Origin of the sequence: Enterovirga sp. GCM10030262 (genome assembly GCF_042666435.1) — a bacterium.
Lineage (GTDB): Bacteria > Pseudomonadota > Alphaproteobacteria > Sphingomonadales > Sphingomonadaceae > Allosphingosinicella.
This window is the reverse complement of record NZ_JBHTDC010000002.1, coordinates 971,169-988,778: the sequence shown is the minus strand read 5'-3', so window position 1 is coordinate 988,778 and position 17,610 is coordinate 971,169. Positions and strand designations below refer to the sequence as shown.

The 17,610-nt window shown below is 67.1% G+C and carries 12 protein-coding genes; 4 read left to right on the top strand and 8 right to left on the bottom strand.

Annotated features, from left to right (window positions below):
* Nucleotides 1-260: 260 nt before the first annotated feature.
* The gene (locus ACFQRC_RS14040; RefSeq protein ID WP_379962330.1) at nucleotides 261-3,131 is read left to right on the top strand and encodes a TonB-dependent receptor domain-containing protein; all 2,871 of its coding nucleotides are present in this window, start codon (nucleotides 261-263) and stop codon (nucleotides 3,129-3,131) included.
* Nucleotides 3,132-3,393: 262 nt separating this feature from the next.
* Here the strand turns inward: ACFQRC_RS14040 and ACFQRC_RS14035 are convergent, their stop codons facing one another.
* From ACFQRC_RS14035 to clpB, 3 genes are read right to left on the bottom strand one after another with little or no spacing between them, the layout of a single operon-like run.
* Nucleotides 3,394-4,314, bottom strand: coding sequence for a class I SAM-dependent methyltransferase (locus ACFQRC_RS14035; protein WP_379962328.1), 921 nt, complete (start codon nucleotides 4,312-4,314; stop codon nucleotides 3,394-3,396).
* Nucleotides 4,311-6,077, bottom strand: a complete 1,767-nt coding sequence (locus ACFQRC_RS14030; protein ID WP_379962326.1) for a tetratricopeptide repeat protein — start codon at nucleotides 6,075-6,077, stop codon at nucleotides 4,311-4,313. The genes ACFQRC_RS14035 and ACFQRC_RS14030 overlap by 4 nt, the downstream gene beginning before the upstream one ends.
* 43 nt (nucleotides 6,078-6,120) lie before the next feature.
* Complete coding sequence (clpB, locus tag ACFQRC_RS14025) at nucleotides 6,121-8,697, bottom strand: ATP-dependent chaperone ClpB (protein WP_379962324.1); 2,577 nt, start codon at nucleotides 8,695-8,697, stop codon at nucleotides 6,121-6,123.
* A 132-nt stretch (nucleotides 8,698-8,829) separates the two neighbouring features.
* Between clpB and ACFQRC_RS14020 the strand changes: the two genes are divergently transcribed.
* Nucleotides 8,830-11,724, top strand: coding sequence for a M16 family metallopeptidase (locus ACFQRC_RS14020; protein ID WP_379962322.1), 2,895 nt, complete (start codon nucleotides 8,830-8,832; stop codon nucleotides 11,722-11,724).
* Between the two features lie 31 nt (nucleotides 11,725-11,755).
* Here the strand turns inward: ACFQRC_RS14020 and ACFQRC_RS14015 are convergent, their stop codons facing one another.
* Together ACFQRC_RS14015 and purE are read right to left on the bottom strand one after the other, a co-directional pair.
* On the bottom strand, nucleotides 11,756-12,850 hold the full coding sequence (locus ACFQRC_RS14015; RefSeq protein WP_379962320.1) for a 5-(carboxyamino)imidazole ribonucleotide synthase: 1,095 nt from the start codon (nucleotides 12,848-12,850) through the stop codon (nucleotides 11,756-11,758).
* Complete coding sequence (gene purE, locus ACFQRC_RS14010) at nucleotides 12,847-13,335, bottom strand: 5-(carboxyamino)imidazole ribonucleotide mutase (protein WP_379962318.1); 489 nt, start codon at nucleotides 13,333-13,335, stop codon at nucleotides 12,847-12,849. Before purE ends, ACFQRC_RS14015 begins: the two co-directional genes overlap by 4 nt.
* A 142-nt stretch (nucleotides 13,336-13,477) precedes the next feature.
* Between purE and ACFQRC_RS14005 the strand changes: the two genes are divergently transcribed.
* Nucleotides 13,478-14,068, top strand: a complete 591-nt coding sequence (locus ACFQRC_RS14005) for a GGDEF domain-containing protein (RefSeq protein WP_379962315.1) — start codon at nucleotides 13,478-13,480, stop codon at nucleotides 14,066-14,068.
* A gap of 18 nt (nucleotides 14,069-14,086) precedes the next feature.
* Here the strand turns inward: ACFQRC_RS14005 and gpmA are convergent, their stop codons facing one another.
* The 3 genes from gpmA to ACFQRC_RS13990 are packed head-to-tail and all read right to left on the bottom strand — an operon-like array spanning nucleotide 14,087 to nucleotide 16,505.
* Nucleotides 14,087-14,773, bottom strand: coding sequence for a 2,3-diphosphoglycerate-dependent phosphoglycerate mutase (gene gpmA / locus ACFQRC_RS14000; protein ID WP_379962313.1), 687 nt, complete (start codon nucleotides 14,771-14,773; stop codon nucleotides 14,087-14,089).
* Entirely contained in the window at nucleotides 14,773-15,903 is a 1,131-nt protein-coding gene (locus ACFQRC_RS13995; protein WP_379962310.1) for a M14-type cytosolic carboxypeptidase, read from the bottom strand. The genes gpmA and ACFQRC_RS13995 overlap by 1 nt, the downstream gene beginning before the upstream one ends.
* Nucleotides 15,900-16,505 (bottom strand): DUF4136 domain-containing protein, encoded by a 606-nt coding sequence (locus ACFQRC_RS13990; protein WP_379962308.1) that lies wholly within the window; start codon nucleotides 16,503-16,505, stop codon nucleotides 15,900-15,902. The genes ACFQRC_RS13995 and ACFQRC_RS13990 overlap by 4 nt, the downstream gene beginning before the upstream one ends.
* A gap of 85 nt (nucleotides 16,506-16,590) precedes the next feature.
* Here ACFQRC_RS13990 and galE point away from each other — a divergent pair, with 85 nt between their 5' ends.
* Nucleotides 16,591-17,604 carry a UDP-glucose 4-epimerase GalE gene (gene galE / locus ACFQRC_RS13985; protein WP_379962306.1) on the top strand — a complete coding sequence of 338 codons (1,014 nt, stop codon included), beginning with the start codon at nucleotides 16,591-16,593 and terminating at the stop codon, nucleotides 17,602-17,604.
* The last annotated feature ends 6 nt before the right edge of the window (nucleotides 17,605-17,610 follow it).

Below are 17,610 nucleotides of genomic sequence, written 5' to 3'. Positions count from 1 at the left end.
AGCGATAATTGTCGCGGCGGGGACCCCTGTCCGCATCGGCACGGTCCATGTGACCTTTTTGCTACAGCCCTGTCGGGAACGTGCGGCGCGTTCATCGGCGCGATTGCAACAGTCTCGCTTGCTGGCATAGACAGAAGGGTGAAAGCGGCTGTTGTGCCGTTTTTGCTGCTTTTTGCAGCCGCGCGGTGACCTTCGAGAAGGGGCAGCCGCTGGTTTTGGGAGATCCGACGGTACGCCGTCGCTTGCTAGGGGACTAAGAAATGCAATCAACTCTTCGTCAGCGCCTTTTGGCGTCGACCCTGTTGATCGGAGCCGCCGGCTTTGCCGCGCCGGCCTTCGCTCAGCCGGTCGATGAGGACGTTCAGGAAAACGCCGCGGGCGTTTCGATCGATGAGGATGCGGGCGAAGGCAGCGAAGCCATCGTCGTGACCGGCTCGCGCATTCAGCGCCGCGACCTGACCTCGACCAGCCCGTTGGCGGTCGTGCAGGACGAAGAGTTCAAGCTCTCGGGCGCGGTCAACGTCGAGCAGGTCATCAACACCCTGCCGCAGGTCATTCCCGGCACGACCTCCTTCTCCAACAACCCAGGCGGCGGCGTCGCCACCCTGAACCTTCGCGGCCTCGGCTCGACCCGCACCATGGTGCTGGTCAACGGTCGCCGCTGGATGTTCTTCGATACCGGCCAGGTCGTCGATCTGAACACCATTCCGCAGTTCCTGATCGACAGCGTCGACGTGGTGACCGGCGGTGCCTCGGCCGTGTACGGCTCGGACGCTCTGGCGGGTGTCGTCAACTTCCGCCTGAAGACCGATCTCAACGGCATGGAAGGCGGCGCGTCCTACGCGCTGACCGAAGAGGGCGACGGCGCCCGCTTCAACGCGTTCCTGGCGCTCGGCACCGAATTCGCCGACGGCCGCGGCAGCGTCACCGTCTTCGGCGAATATTACAAGCGCAAGTCGGTCTTCTCCGACGATCGCGAATTCTCGACCAACTCGCTCGGCGACGGCGACGGCGAGCTGCTGCCGATCGGTTCGGGCACTGTCGAGGAAGGCCGTTTCCGCTACCTGGGCGACCAGACCATCGCCGCTGGCAATTTCAACTCCACCGGCGCGTTCTTCGGCACGCCCGGCACCAGCAGCCTCTATGCCGGCCAGACCTACAATTATGCTCCGGCGAACTATCTGATGGTTCCGCAGGAGCGCTGGCTGCTCGGCGGCTACGGCTCGTACGAAGTCTCGGACGCGATCACGGTTTTCGGCGAAGCGACCTTCGTCAACAACCGGGTGCAGAACGAGCTGGCGGCGACTCCGGTCACCGGCAACTTCGACTTCCTGGTCGAGCAGCAGCGTCCGTTCCTCTCCGCTGCCGATTTCGCCGCTCTGCAGGCGATCGAAGCCGCGGAAGTGGCCGCGGGCGGCGCGGATGACGGTCTCGTCAACCTGGCGGTCAGCCGCCGCACGACCGATACGGCGCCGCGTAACTCGTTCGACGAACGCAACGCCTTCCGCGTCCTCGCGGGTGTCAAGGGTCCGGCTTTCGCCAATTTCAACTACGAAGCATATTATATGTATGCCCGTACGCGGAACGCGAACGTCCAGGAGGGCAACATCTCGCGTTCGGCCTTCCAGGCCGGTCTCGACGGCACTGGTCCCGTGGCCATCAACATCTTCGGCCGCGGCACGCTGACGGGCGAAATGGGCAACTCGATCTCGATCCTGGCGCAGAATAACGACATCTCGACGCTCCAGGTCGCCCAGGCCTCGATCGCGGGCTCGCTCGGCAATTTCGGCATGGGCGCGGACGATATCGGCCTCGCGGTTGGCGTCGAATATCGCTCGGTCGCGAGCCAGTTCATTCCCGACACGGCTCTGTCTTCGGGCGACGTCATCGGCTTCAATGCCGCCGACGCCACCGAGGGCGCCTACAATGTTCGCGAGGTCTTCGCCGAGCTTCGTCTTCCGATCATCGCCGATCGTCCCGGTTTCGAGCGTCTCGAAATCAGCGGCGCCGCGCGCTACTCGGATTACTCGCTCGAGAATGTCGGCGGCGTGTGGACCTACGCGGTCGGCGCCGAATGGGCTCCCATTCGGGACATCACCTTCCGCGGCCAGTATCAGCGCGCGGTTCGTGCTCCCAACGTGGGCGAGCTGTTCAGCGGCGGCGGCAACGGCTTCCCGCCGGCGACCGACCCCTGCTCGAGCCGCACCCCCGTGGAAAACCGCTCAGAGGCCCTGCGTCAGCTCTGCATTCAGACCGGCGTTCCGGCCGGCCTGGTGTTCGCCGACTCGGTGCAGCAGAACGCGCAGATCGAAGGTGTGTTCGGCGGCAACCCGAACCTGCAGGAAGAGACCAGCGATACCTACACCGCTGGTGTCGTGCTCCGTCCGAGCTTCATCCCGCGTCTCTCCATCACCATCGATGGTTACGACATCACCGTGGATGACTCGATCTCGGTGCTCGGCGGCGGTCTCGGCAACACGCTGAACATCTGCTACAACGTCGTTCGGGACATCAACAGCCAGTATTGCCAGGCGATCAATCGCGATCCCCGGACCGGCGAGATTGGCGGCGAGTTCCCGGCCGTCATCCTCAACGCCAATATCGGTAAGCTCGAAACGCGCGGCATCGATCTTCAGGTCGATTATTCCCAGCCGCTCGGAATGGGCCTGATGAGCGAAGACAGCCGTCTGAACTTCTTCTTCCTCGGCACCTATACCGATCAGTTCGACATCACGCCGGTGGCGGTGTTGCCGGATGAGGTCAACGAGTGCGCCGGCCGCTTCGGCGTCCTCGCCTGCGGTACGCCGACTCCGAAGTGGAAGTGGACTTCGCGTCTCTCCTGGATCGACGGTCCGTTGACGACCTCGTTCCGCTGGAGGCACATCAGCGGCGTCCGCGACGACGACGATGCCACCGACTATGTCGTCGAACGGCTCGACTCCTACGACCTCTTCGATCTCTCGTTCGCCTACGATATCAGCGACGAGTTCTCGATGGCGATGGGTGTCAACAACCTGTTCGACAAGATGCCGCAGCAGCTGGGCTTCAACCAGCAGCAGGCCAACACCTATCCGGGTCAGTACGACCCGCTCGGCCGCGACTATTTCGTCTCGGCGAACTTCCGCTTCTAAGCGAGAGTTCGGGTGAAATTGGGGGCGGCGGACTTCGGTCCGCCGCCCTTTTTTTGTTGGGGCGTCCGCAATCGGGTGCGGGCCGATTGCGTGTTCTCATCCATCGAGAGACGGCGCGTCGGCGCGATCAAGCCCCCGGGGACACAGCTCATGGCCCTGGACGGTAGCCAGCCCCCGTGCGCGCTCCGCCTCGCTTCCCTTGAGATATGTGACAAGCGCGCGGCGGCCCTCCGCGCGCCTCGCGGCGGACCCACAGCGCGGATCAGCGGCCGGGCTTCGTCCCCACGAGCAGCCAGGCCAGCGGACGGCCCGCGCCGTTCTCCCCTAGCGTCGTCGGTTCGTCGATCCGGACGCCGGCCGCAGCGAGTTCCCGGGCGATCCCCGCAATCCGGTACTCGTCCGACGCCGCGCCGCCGAGGGCGTCGATCCGCGCCATCTCGTTTGCGGCCTTGCCTTCCAGCACCGACAACGCGCGCAGCGTCTCCGCCGGAGGTGACCGGCGGCCAAGCTCCACCGCCTGCCAGACCGCTGTCGCGAACTCGGTGGCCACATCCTGCGTCGGGAACAGCCGCTTCGCTTCCGCCACCGCTGCGCCAAACGCGGGTGGGGTCGGGATGTCGACGCGGCTCCTGGCGGTGGCCAAGGCCCGCGCTTTTCCGATCAACCCGCTTTCGACCGCCGCCCAAGCCAGAGCCCGGCGGCGCTCCAGATTATGAGCGACGATCGGGCTCGCGCTGTGATGCAGCACGAAGCGGAGCCCTCCGCTCGGCTTGAGGAGCCGGACCACTTCACCGGCTATCCGGGCGGTATCCCCATATTCATAGCCGAACTGACTCGTCGCGAGCGCCGCATGGCCATCGGCGAACGGCAGCTTCTCCATCCGCACTCCGGACTGGAGGGAGACGCCCCGGGGCGCTGGAGGCAAGACACTCGCGCTGTCGACTCCGATCAGTTTCAAATCCGCTCGCTCCGCCCGCATCGCGCGAAGAACCACGCCGTCGCCGGTCGCGAGATCGATCACCCGGGCACCGCGCGGCAGGGGCCGCGCCGCCTCCCGCCAGACCCGCGCGAGCAGCGCCTCGACCTGCTGCATAGCCTTGGGGAGGCAGCCGCCGCCCTGCGACCCGGGGCCGGCCGCCGCCCAATAGTCGGCCCAGGCCGCCTCGCCGCTCGGCCCGGTCATGCGGCCACGATGTCGAAAGCGGCGGTCAGCCGCTCGCCCGTCGCGAAGGGTCGGGTGCCGTGGAACAGGGTGCTCGGGAACAGCGCCAGCCGCCCCGGAGCCGGCTCCACTTCCGCGAGCGGCGCAAGGGCGGTGCCCAGCTCGGCGGGCGGGCGCCCGATCTCCAGCCATCCCGCCTTGGGCGCGTCTTCTTGGGGCACCGCCAGGTAGCAAGCCGAAGACAGCAGCCCATTGGGGTGGACATGGGCGACATGGAAGCCGCCATCGGTGAGCCGCACCGACCAGGATCCGTCGAATCGCACGTCGCGCTCGCGATGCCGGAGCAAGGGATGAGTCGGGTCGACCGGCGGGAGCTTCGCCCAATGCGCCCGCACCGCCGCGAATATGACGTCGCGCAATCGCGCGATCTCCGGCTCGGCCCGTTCGAACAGGCGCCCGCGGGTCTGTGTGCCGCCGCGCAGCGACTGGCCGATCGGATGCGCGCGCGTCTTGTGCAGGCCACGCAGATGCGCGGCGATCGCCTGCGTCTCGTCGGCCGACAGCTCCAGCGCGTGCGTGCCGATCAGGCCCGATTGCTCGTGCAGCCACGCGGCGCGGTCGTCGCCGGTCATCCGCCACAGCATCCCGGTCATGGCCCAGGCGCCGACGTCCCATGGCCGGTGCGCGCGCGCCGCGTCGGCCAGTTCGGTCGCCCGCTCCAGTTCGCCCCGCCTCACCCGGTGGCGAATCTCGTGCACGGCCCGCCCCGGCAGATCGGCGGGCAAAGCCGCAAACAGGGCTTGCGCACGATCCACTTCGCCCGCCTCGGAAGAATGGACGGCCTCGAGGAGCCGCAACGCATCATCCTCGCCCACCGCCGCCCGCGCGCGCGCCGCCGCGTCGGCGGCCTCGCCGTGCAGGTCGGCCGCGGCCAGCGCGGAGGCATAAGTGAACCACAATTCCCGGTTTCCGGGCGTCGTCGCCAGCGCTGCTTCGAGATCGCGGGTGAAATGCTTGCCCTCGCCCGCCTCCCAGCGCATCCGCGCCAGCGCCGCTTGTCCTTCAAGCCAGCCCGGCGCCGTCGCGACCACCGCCGCCAAACTGTCGATGGCGATCGCCTCGCCCTCCGCCTCTAGCGCCTCCGCCAGCCCCAGGCGCAGCTCAAGATCGCCCGGTCGAGCCGCCAGCGCGTGGCCATAATAAAGCGAGGCGGTCGGCTCCCCCCGCTCCATCGCCACCCGCGCCCGCCCATGCAGCGCCGTTACCCGCTTGGGCTCCAGCCGCAGCGCCTCGTCATAGGCGTCCGCCGCCTCGGCAAGGCGACCGAGCTGCTTCAGCACGCCGCCGCGCGCGGAATGGACCTTGGCGGGCGCCGGCGCGGGGATGCGGTCCAGCTCGGCCAGCGCTTCGTCCGCGCGTCCCAGGCGCTGGAGCAGAAGCGCGCGATTGTAGCGCGCGTCCGCGAAGCCGGGCATGGCCGCGAGCGCGCGGTCGAACCGGGCCAGCGCCGCTTCCGGATCGCCGAGGGACTCGAGGAGGTTCCCAAAATTATTGTTGATCTGCGGATCGTCGGGCGCCAGCGCCAGCGCGCGGCGAAAGGCGTTCGCGGCCGCCTCCCTGTCGCCGGCCTTCTTCTCGACCAGGGCGAGCAGATGGAGCACCGCCGGATGGTCGCCCGAGAGGCGCAGCACCTGCCCAAGATCGGCGCGGGCGGCGTCGATCCGGCCGGCGACGAAGGCTTGCTCCGCGCGCGAGAAAAGGCTGTTGACGTCCGTCGCCTGCATGGAAGCGACATGGCGTCTCGCCGCCGCCCTGTCCAGCGGATGGTCAGCCGGCCGAGAGCAGCAGCCTGCCGTCGCCTTCCTCGACCTTGACGGTGGAGCCGTCCGGAACCTCGCCCCTCAGGATCGCGTCGGCGAGCGGATCCTGGAGATATTTCTGGACCGCGCGTTTCAGCGGCCGCGCGCCATAGACCGGATCATAGCCGACTCGGCCGAGCCAGGCGCGGGCGCCGTCGGTCAGCTCCAGCGCGATCTTGCGGTCGGCGAGCAATTTGCCGACGCGCCCGACCTGGATGTCGACGATCGGACCCATATGCTCCTGGGCGAGCCGGTGGAACAGGATGATCTCGTCGAGACGATTCAGGAATTCGGGCCGGAAATGGCCGCGGACCACCTCCATCACTTGCGGTTCCACATCCTCGACGCTTTGCCCGTCCGAGAGGCCCGAGAGATATTGGCTGCCAAGGTTCGATGTCAGGATGATGATCGTGTTGGCGAAATCGACGGTGCGGCCTTGCCCGTCGGTCAGTCGGCCGTCGTCGAGCACCTGGAGGAGGATGTTGAACACGTCGCCATGGGCTTTCTCGACCTCGTCGAACAGCACCACCTGATAGGGCCGCCGCCGCACCGCTTCGGTGAGCACGCCGCCTTCCTCATAGCCGACATAGCCGGGAGGGGCGCCGATCAGGCGGGCGACCGAATGCTTTTCCATGAACTCGGACATGTCGATCCGGACCATCGCGCTTGAATCGTCGAACAGGAATTCGGCGAGCGCCTTGGTGAGCTCGGTCTTGCCGACCCCGGTCGGGCCCAGGAACAGGAAGGAGCCTAGGGGCCGATTCGGGTCCTGGAGGCCGGCGCGCGAGCGGCGGACGGCGGCGGCGACCGCCTTCACTGCCTCCTCCTGGCCAATGACGCGTTTGCCCAGCACGCTCTCCATCTGGAGCAGTTTCTCGCGCTCGCCGGCCAGCATCCTGTCGACGGGTATGCCAGTCCAGCGCGACACGATCGAGGCGATGTCCTCGCTCGTCACTTCCTCGCGCAGCATCGCGCCTTCGCTGCCTGCCTCGGCGTCGGCGAGGCGTTTCTCCAGGGTCGGAATGGTCCCGTAGGCCAGCTCGCCGGCCTTGGCGAGGTCGCCGGCGCGCTGCGCCTGCTCCAGCTCAAGGCGCGCGGCGTCCAGCTGTTCCTTCAGCCTCGATTCGCCGGCGATCTTGTCCTTCTCGCTTTGCCATCGCGTCGTCAGCTCCGCCGACTGCTGCTCCAGATTCGCCAGTTCCTCCTCGATCGCGACGAGCCGGCCCTTGGACGCCTTGTCGCTCTCCTTCTTGAGCGCCTCGCGCTCGATCTTGAGCTGGATGATTCGCCGATCGAGCGCCTCGATCTCCTCGGGCTTCGACTCCACCTCCATGCGCAGCCGCGACGCGGCCTCGTCCATCAGGTCGATCGCCTTGTCGGGGAGGAATCGGTCGGTGATGTAGCGATTGGAGAGCGTCGCCGCCGAGACCAATGCGCCGTCGGTGATCCGCACGCCGTGGTGCAGCTCGTATTTCTCCTTCAGGCCGCGCAGGATCGAGATCGTGTCCTCGACCGTGGGCTCGCCGATGAAGACCGGCTGGAATCGCCGCTGCAGCGCCGGGTCCTTCTCGACATGCTTCCTATATTCATCGAGCGTGGTCGCGCCGATGCAGTGCAGTTCGCCCCGCGCCAGCGCCGGCTTCAACAGGTTGGACGCGTCCATCGCGCCCTCGCCCTTGCCGGCGCCGATCAAGGTGTGCATCTCGTCGATGAACAGCACGATCTCACCCTCGGCCTGGCGCACCTCGTCGAGCACGCCCTTCAACCGCTCCTCGAACTCGCCGCGATATTTGGCGCCGGCGATCAGGCTGCCCATGTCGAGCGCCATCAGCCGACGGTCCTTGAGCGTATCCGGCACGTCGCCATTGGCGATGCGCAGCGCCAGTCCTTCCGCGATCGCGGTCTTGCCGACCCCGGGATCGCCGATCAGCACGGGATTGTTTTTGGTCCGGCGCGCCAGGATCTGGATCGTCCGCCTGATCTCCTCGTCGCGGCCGATGACGGGATCGAGCTTGCCGTCGCGCGCCGCCTGGGTGAGGTCGCGCGCGAACTTCTTCATCGCGTCGTAGCGGTCCTCGGCGGAGGCCGTGTCCGCCGTCCGCCCGCCGCGCAGTTCGTTGATCGCCGCGTTGAGCGTTTCGGCCTTCACGCCCGCGTCGCCCAGCGCCTTGCCGGCGTCATTCTTCGACAGGACGAGCGCGAGCAGCATCCGCTCGACGGTTACGTATGAGTCGCCGGCTTTCTGGGCGACCTGCTCGGCCTGGTCGAGCACCCGCAACGTCTCGCCGTCGAGCGCCGGCGCCTGCGTCGCGCCGCCGCCCGACACGACCGGTATCTTGGCCAGCGCCTCGTCCGTCTCGCGCAGCGCCGCCGGCGCGCTGCCTCCGGCGCGGGCGATGAGGCCAGAGGCCATGCCCTGCTCGTCTTCGAGCAAAGCCTTCAAAAGGTGCGCCGGGGCGATGCGCTGATGGTTCATGCGGACGGCGACAGTCTGTGCGGACTGAAGAAAGCCGCGCGCGCGTTCGGTGAATTTCTCGAGGTTCATATCTGCCCCTGTTATAGGTCGGTGGCGATGTAATGTTGCCATTCTGCAACACAAGAGCCCGACTCACAACCGTATTGCGCGACCATAGCACCTCGCTATGCTGCGGCCAGCCGATCCAATGAGGAACCACCGATGCGCCGCCTGATTCTTTCGATCGCCCTGCTATCGGCAGCCGCCCTCGCCGCGTGCGCGCCCATCGCGGGATCTGAAAGCGCCGCGCTCGCCCCCGTGGCCCCTGCGGCGGCCGCCACAGAGCCCGCCCCCGTCGCCGAACTCGTCCAGACCGTCGACATCCCCTATGAGGGATTCACCCTCGACAACGGGCTCAAGGTCATCGTCCACGAAGATCGCAAGGCGCCGATCGTCGCGGTGTCCATCTGGTACAATGTCGGCTCCAAGGACGAGCCGCCCGGCAAGACCGGCTTCGCGCATTTGTTCGAGCATCTGATGTTCAACGGCTCCGAAAACGCGCCCGGCGAATTCTTCGAGCCGTTGCAGAAGATCGGCGCGACCGACGTCAACGGCACCACCTGGTTCGACCGCACCAATTATTTCGAGACAGTGCCGAGGGCCGCGCTGGAGACCGTTTTGTTTCTGGAAAGCGACCGCATGGGCCATCTGCTCGGCGCGGTCACCAAGGAGAATCTCGATAATCAGCGCGGCGTGGTCCAGAACGAGAAGAGGCAGGGCGACAACCAGCCCTATGGCCTCGTCGAATATGCGCAGCTCGACGCCTTGTTTCCCGACGGCCATCCGTACCGTCATTCGACGATCGGATCGATGGCCGACCTCGATTCGGCCAGCCTCGACGACGTGAAGCAGTGGTTCCGCGACAATTACGGCCCCAACAATGCGGTGCTGGTCCTCGCCGGCGACATCGACGCCGCCGAGGCGCGCCCGCTGGTCGAGAAATATTTCGGCGATATCCCGCGCGGCCCGGTCAACGAACCCGCGCAGGCGGCCGTGCCGACCCTCGACGCGCCGGTCACCGAAGTGATGAAGGACCGCGTCGCCACCACGCGTCTCTATCGCGACTGGGTGGTGCCCGGTCTGCTCGATCCCGAATCGGTACCGCTCGACGTCGCCGCCGCGGTGCTGGGCGGCCTCGCCAGCTCGAGGCTCGACAACGAATTGGTCCGCCAGGACCAGACCGCCGTCAGCGTCTCGGCCAATCTCCAGCGCTTCCATCGTCTTAGCATGTTCGAAGTGCAAGTCGACGTGAAGCCTGGTGCCGACGCCGACCAGGTCGCGCGGCGGCTCGACGCGATCATCGCGGAATTCATCCGCACGGGCCCGACCGAGGATGAGGTCCGCCGCGTCGCCGTCAGCGAGGTCGCCGGCCGCATCAAGGGGCTGGAGCAGGTCGGCGGCTTCGGCGGCAAGGCGGTCGCGCTCGCCGAAGGCGCGCTCTATGCGGGCGACGCCGATTTCTACAAGGATCAGCTGCTCCTTTATTCGCAGGTGACGCCGGAGAGCGTCCGCGCCGCGATGCAGAAATGGCTGACGCGGCCGGTCTACGCGCTACGCGTCGTGCCGGGCGAGCGCGACGCCTATGAGGAGGCCAAGGCCTCGCAAGGCGGGTCCGCGCATGGACCGCGTTACTATCGCACGCCCGCCGCCGGCGAAAAGCCGCTTGCCCCGATGCCGCGCGGCTTCGCGCAGGTCGATCGCTCCGAGTTACCCGAGGTCGGCCCGATCGCCGATCTCGACTTTCCGGAGGTCGAGCGCGCGACGCTCTCCAACGGCATCGGGGTCGCCTTCGCCCGGCGGACGGCGGTGCCGGTGGTGCTGGTGTCGATGCAGTTCGATGCCGGCTATGCGGCCGACCCCGACAACCGCCAGGGACTCCAGAGCCTGATGGCCGGGCTGATGGACGAAGGCACGACGAGCATGGATTCGCGCGAGCTGGCCGAGGCGCGCGAGCGGCTCGGCGCCGGCATCTCCGTCGCGCCTTCGCTCGACCGGACGACGGCGACCCTGTCGGCGCTGAGGCCGAACCTCGGCGCGTCGCTCGACCTGATGGCGGACATCGTCAAGAACCCCGCCTTCCAGCCGAGCGAGATCGAGCGGCTCCGGGCGCAGCAGCTGGCGGGCATCTCCAGCGAGCTGACCGAGCCCATGGGCATCGCGCTCCGCACCTTGCCGCCCTTGCTCTACGGCGAGCGGCATCCATACGGAACGCCGCTCACCGGTTCGGGTACGGCCGACGACGTCGCGGCGATCACGCGCGACGACATCGTCGCGGCGCACCGAAGCTGGATCCGGCCCGACAATGCCGAGATTTTCGTCGTCGGCGACACGACTCTGGCCGAGATTATGCCGATGCTGGAAGCGCGCTTCGGTGAATGGACGCCGCCGGCGGTGGCGAAGGGCGCCAAGAGCTTCGCCGGGCCGATCGCTCCTGCACAGCCGCGCATCGTCCTCATCGACCGGCCGCAATCGCCGCAGTCCCTGATCCTCGCCGGCACGGTGATGCCCGTCGCGGGCACGGACGAACTGGCGACATTGCTGGCGGCGAACGACGTGCTCGGCGGTCAGTTCCTCTCGCGCCTGAACATGGAGATCCGCGAGAATAAGGGCTGGGGCTACGGCGCCTACGGCATCGTCAACAGGGTCGAGCACGAAGTCCCCTATATCGTCTATGCGCCCGTCCAGACCGACCAGACCGGTCCCTCCATCGCGGCGCTGCGCGAGCAGATGAACGCATTCCTCGCGACCCGGGGAACGACACAGGAGGAGCTTGGCCGTACGATCAGCGGCAATATCCGGGAGCTGCCCGGCAGCTACGAGACGTCGGGGGCGGTGCTCGGAGCGATGCAGGGCAACGCGCTCTACGACCGACCCGACGATTATCAGGACACGCTCGCCAGCCGGTACCGGTCGATGACCGCCGCCGACCTCGACCGCGCCGCCCGCGCGGCGATCGATCCGGCCAACCTGGTCTGGGTGGTCGTCGGCGACGCAGCCAAGGTCCGGCCGCAGCTCGAGGCGCTCGGCCTGCCCGTGGAGACGATGATTCTGGAATAACCCGTCCGCTTCGACAGGAGCTTTCGAGCCCTTAGCCGAGGCTTCCGCCCAGCCGCGTGACATGGCCCATCTTGCGGCCGCGGCGGGCTTCGCCTTTGCCGTAGAGGTGCAGGTGTGCCGCCGGATCGCCGAGGATGGCTTGCCATTCGACGACGTCGGCCCCGATCAGGTTCTGCATGGTGACTTCGGGCACCACCAGGTCCGTCGCGCCCAGCGGCAGTCCGCAAATGGCGCGTATGTGATTTTCGAACTGCGAGGTGAGCGCGCCCTCGATCGTCCAGTGGCCGCTATTGTGGACCCGCGGCGCCATTTCGTTGAACACCGCGCCCTCCGCCCCGGCGAAGAATTCCAGGGTCAGCACGCCGACATAATCCAGCCTGTCCGCGACCTTGCACGCCAGCGCCTCGGCCTCGGCGATGGCAGATCGCAGGGCAGGCGAGGCGGGCACTTTCGAATGATCGAGTATGCCGTTGGCGTGGACGTTTTCCGGGGCGTTCCACAAGGCGATATCGCCGCTGGGCGCGCGGCACAGCAGGATCGAGAATTCGGCGTCGAACCGGATGAACCCTTCGAGCACGCAAGGCGCGCCCTTGACCGCATCCCAGGCCGCGTCGGCGCCCGCCGCCTCCCTGATCCGCGCCTGGCCCTTGCCGTCATAGCCGAAGCGGCGCGTCTTCAGGATCGCCGGCGCACCGATCCTGGTCAGCGCGGTTTCCAGCTCGTCGCGGCTCGAAACGGCGGCATAGGGCGCCGGACGCCCGCCGAGGCCGGCAACGAAATCCTTTTCGGCGAGCCGGTCCTGGGCGATCTCCAGCGCTCCCCTGGGCGGATAGAGCGGCGCCTTTTCGGCGAGCGCGCTCAGGGGTCCAGCGGCAATATTCTCGAATTCGTAGGTGGCGACGTCGATCTCGCCGCCGAAGCGGGCCAGCGCCGCCTCGTCGTCATACGCGCCGCGGGTGAAGAAGGCGGCGACTTCCGCCGCCGGCGGCGCCTCGTCGGGCGCGTAAATGTGGCATTTGTAGCCGAGCTGGGCCGCGGCCATGGCCAGCATCCGTCCGAGCTGGCCGCCGCCGACGATTCCTATGGTGGAACCTGGGCCAATAGTGGAGCCGGGCGAGGAAGTCATTCCGGCGCTTCGGCGATGCCGTCGGTCTGCCGCCGCCGCCATTCGTCGAGCCGTCCGGCCAGCGCCTCGTCGGCCGTGGCGAGGATCGCGGCGGCGAGGAGCCCGGCATTGGCGGCTCCGGCCTTGCCGATCGCGAGCGTACCCACCGGGATTCCGGCCGGCATCTGGACGATGGAAAGGAGGCTGTCCATGCCCGAGAGCGCCTTGGATTCGACGGGCACGCCGAGCACCGGCAGCCGCGTCATCGACGCCGTCATGCCCGGAAGATGGGCCGCGCCGCCGGCGCCGGCGACGATCACCTTCAAGCCCCGGCCCGCCGCTTCCCGGGCATAGGCATAGAGCCGATCCGGCGTGCGGTGGGCCGAGACGATCCGCGTCTCATAGGCGACGCCGAGCGCGTCGAGGCTGTCGGCGGCATGGCGCATGGTTTCCCAGTCGGACTGGCTGCCCATGATGATCCCGACTGGCGGCGCTGCCTCTGCCATTCCTTACCCTCTGCCCGGCCAAGCGGCACCTCTACCGGGCCGGCCGCGGCGAGGCAATTGCGCAAAGGGCCAGGATTTTGGCGTTGCGTTAACCGCTTTTGCCATAGACTGTGCGGGCAAGGGCGGCTGACGGGGGCGATCGATGGCTGACGCGGAGAACAAGGCAGGAAAAGGCCTGGATGCCAGCGCCGGCCTCGCCGACGAAAATGCCCTGCTCCGCGCCTCGCTGGCGGAGACGCGCGAGCGGCTGGCCGAACTGGAGCAGCTCGCCGACAGCGACACGCTGACGCCGCTCCCCAACCGCCGCCGCTTCTTGCGCGAGCTCGAACGGGTGGTGAGCCATGCCGGCCGCCACGGCACGCCGGCGGCCCTGCTCTACCTCGATCTCGACAATCTGAAGGCGATCAACGACCGCCATGGCCATTTCGCCGGCGACGCGGCGCTCATCCACGTCGCGAGATTGCTCGGCGGCCTCATTCGCTCGACCGACATCCTCGCCCGCATCGGCGGCGACGAATTCGGCCTCATCCTCGACCATCTCGACCACAACAGCGCGATCGAGACCGCAGAGCGTCTGGCCCGCTGCATCGCCGCCGAACCGCTCGACCTCGGCAGCGCCATGGTGACCTTGGAGGCGTCGATCGGAACGGCTACCATCCTCGCCGGCGACAGTGTCGACGACGTCATGCGCCGCGCCGACCGCAACATGTACGCCGCCAAGGCCGAACGCTAGGCGAGCCGGGGGGGGGGCTCAGCGGTCCTTCAGATAGTAGCGATCGACCGCCGCGAGCGCGTCGTTTAGCTCATAGACGATCGGCTGCCCGGTCGGGATTTCGAGGCCGGTAATCTCGTCGTCCGGGATGTTCGACAGATGTTTGACCAGCGCCCTCAGCGAATTGCCGTGCGCCGATATCAGCACCCGCTCGCCCTTGCGTAACGCCGGCGCGATCCGCTCTTCCCAATAAGGCAGCACACGCGCGATCGTATCCTTGAGGCTCTCGGTCCGCGGCACGTCGATGTCCGCATAGCGCCGGTCGTGGGCGAGATCGAACGCGCTGTCCGGCTCCATGGCCGGCGGCGGGATGTCGAAAGAGCGGCGCCAAATATGGACCTGCTCCTCGCCCACCTTGGCCATCATCTCCTTCTTGTTGAGCCCGGTGAGCCCTCCATAATGGCGCTCGTTCAATCGCCAGTCCTTCTCGATGGGCAGCCACAGCCGCCCCATCGCCTCCAGCGCGATATTGAGCGTCTTGATCGCGCGGGTCTGGAGCGAGGTGAAGCAGAGGTCGAAATCGAGGCCCCGCGCGGCCATCAGTTCGCCCGCTTCCCGCGCTTCCCGCACGCCTAATTCGGTCAGGTCGACGTCCCACCATCCGGTGAAGCGGTTTTCAAGGTTCCAGGACGACTGGCCGTGGCGGATGAGGACGAGCTTTGGCATTAGCGCTTCTTCGGCAGCTCGTCGATGATCGCGTGCAGGGCGTCGAGGCAGCTGCGCCCCAGCGCCCGGCTGCGTTCGGGCGACCAGCCATGATCGGGATCGGGCAAATCGTCATTGTCCTTGAACGGCATTTCCAGCGTCATCGACACCGCGCCGAACCGCTCGGCGAGCTGGGCGGTCGACATGGACAGGTTCGCCTGGCCCGGGGCCGGGATGTCATAGCCCTTCTCGGTCTGGAAATCGGGCGAGATGCGGACGAGCTCTTCGCTGAACCGGTCGAACAATTTCTGCTGCGCCCTGGTCCAGCCGGGAATGCCCTCGAAGCCGGCCAGGAAGTTGGCGGCGATCGCCTCATCGCCATGGATGTCCATCGCGAAATCGACGCCCGTCCTGTCCATCTCGTTCCGAACGCAGAGGACTTCCGGGCTCTTTTCCGCCGACGGCTCGTGCCATTCGCGGTTGAGGTTGACGCCGACTGCGTTGGTCCTGAGGTGCCCGCGCCTCGATCCATCCGGGTTCATGTTGGGAACGATGTGGAAGGTCGCCTTCTGGAGAAGGCGGCGGGCCACCGGATCGGCGTCGTCGAGCAATTTCTCGAGCGCGCCTTCCATCCAATATTCGGCCATCGTCTCGCCGGGATGCTGGCGGGCGTAGAGCCAGACCGACAGCGGCCCGTCGCCGACGCGGAAATAATCCATTTCCTGCCCGTCGAGCGTCTGGCCGAGCGATCTGTATTCGACGTCGGGATAAGCGGCGACCGAGGCGACGAGGTCGTGATGCCGCTCCATCGTGTAGGGCGCGAAATAGGCGAACCAGACGCTGTCCGAGGGCGGCGTAACCTTGATGATAAGCGCGCCGCCTTCATAGCGGGTCTCGGCCCGTTCCCAATATTCGCGGTCGTATGACAGGCAGGCGCGATATTTGTCCCACCCGTTCGGATAGGCCGAGCCGGCGCAATTGAGCAGCCGCAACTCGACCGCCTTGCCGCCGGCGCCGGTCAGCCGGAAATAGAACCATTGGTAGAAATCGGAGCTTTGGTCCTTGACGATTTCGAGGTCGATACGGTCGCCTTCGATGGCGACTAGGCGAATGTTGCCGCCGTCGAAGGCGCTGGAAATGCTGTAGGTCATTCGACCCTGATAGTGCGGCCCGACTCGCCGGGGAAGTCCCGAAACAGCGCGTCGGCGAGCTTTTCGACCGCCGCCGCCGGCTGGGCCATGGGGCTGTCGGCGCGCGCCTCGGTGGTGGCGCGGCCTTCCCAGAAAACGGTTCCGTCGGAGCGGCGCTTGATCCTGACTTCGAGCAAGGTGCCGATCATCTCGCGCGATCCGCCGCCGCCGAGGCCGAAACCCACTCCAAGGCCGACGCCGCTGCCGTAGCTTCCGGTGCCCCCGCCCACTCCGACCGTAACCGGAGAGCGCTGGCGCAGACTCTCGCGCGTGCCACGCTCGACATGGACGGTCGCGACCTGCTCCGACTGGCCGACCGTGTTGACCACGGTCCAGCCCAGGCGGGTGAGCTGCCGCGCCACCGCATCGGCCTGGCCCCTGAATTCGATCGTCCCCGCGGCGGCCGGGTCGATCGGCTCGACCGCGATCTGGGCGCGGGCGATCGGCTGCTGGCCAAGATGGAAGCGGGTGACGTCAACGGGCCGTTCCCGCGAACCGGTGGAACAGGCCGCGAGCGAGGCCGCCATTGCGATGATGCAGGCGCGTGTGACATGGGCATTCATAGCGGCACCTCTTGGATCTCGGTTCGTATGGGAGCTGAAACGATCCTGCCGTCTTTTTGCTGCAATCGGAAGCATGGAGTTGCCAATGATTGATCGGGACGAGAAGCCGGCGGTGCTGGTGACCGGCGGCGCCGGCTATATCGGAAGCCACGCCGTGCTGGCCTTGCTCGATGCCGGCTGGCCAGTCGTCGTGATCGACAATCTCGTCACGGGCTTCCGCTCCGCGGTGCCGGACGCGGCCATTTTCGCCGAGGGCGACATCGCCGACCAGCGGCTGGTCGGCCGTCTGATCGCCGAGCAGCGCATCAAGGCGATCGTCCATTTCGCCGGATCGGTGGTGGTCCCTGAATCGGTCGCCGATCCGCTCAAATATTATGAGAATAATACGGTGAAGAGCCGCGCTTTGATCGAGAGCGCGGTCAAGGGCGAAGTCCGCCACTTCATCTTCTCTTCGACCGCCGCCACTTATGGCATCCCCGAGCAGGTGCCGGTGGCCGAGACGGCGCGGACCGAGCCGATCAATCCCTATGGCTGGTCGAAGCTGATGTCCGAGCGGATGCTCGCCGACACCGCCGCCGCGCATCCTCTGAATTACTGCGCGCTGCGTTACTTCAATGTCGCCGGCGCCGATCCGCAAGGGCGCTCGGGCCAGTCCACGGCGGGCGCCACCCACCTCATCAAGGTCGCGGTCGAGGCGGCGACGGGCAAAAGGAGCCACGTCTCCGTTTACGGCACCGATTACGACACACCCGACGGCACCGGGGTCCGCGATTATATCCACGTCAGCGATCTTGCCGCCGCCCATGTCGACGCGCTCGAAAAGCTGATCGCCGACCCCGAGACGAGCCACGTCATGAATTGCGGCTACGGGCGCGGCTTCTCGGTCCTGGAAGTCCTCGACGCCGTCGACCGGGTCACCAATCTCAAGCTCGACCGCCGGCTCCAACCGCGCCGCGCCGGAGACCCCGACGCCCTGATCGCCGACAATAGCCGCATCCTTGCGACCCTCCCCTGGCGGCCTCGGCGGGACGACCTCGACACGATCGTCGCCGACGCGCTCGCGTGGGAGAGGACGCTGGCGGGGCGGGGCGGAGAGTAGCGCGAG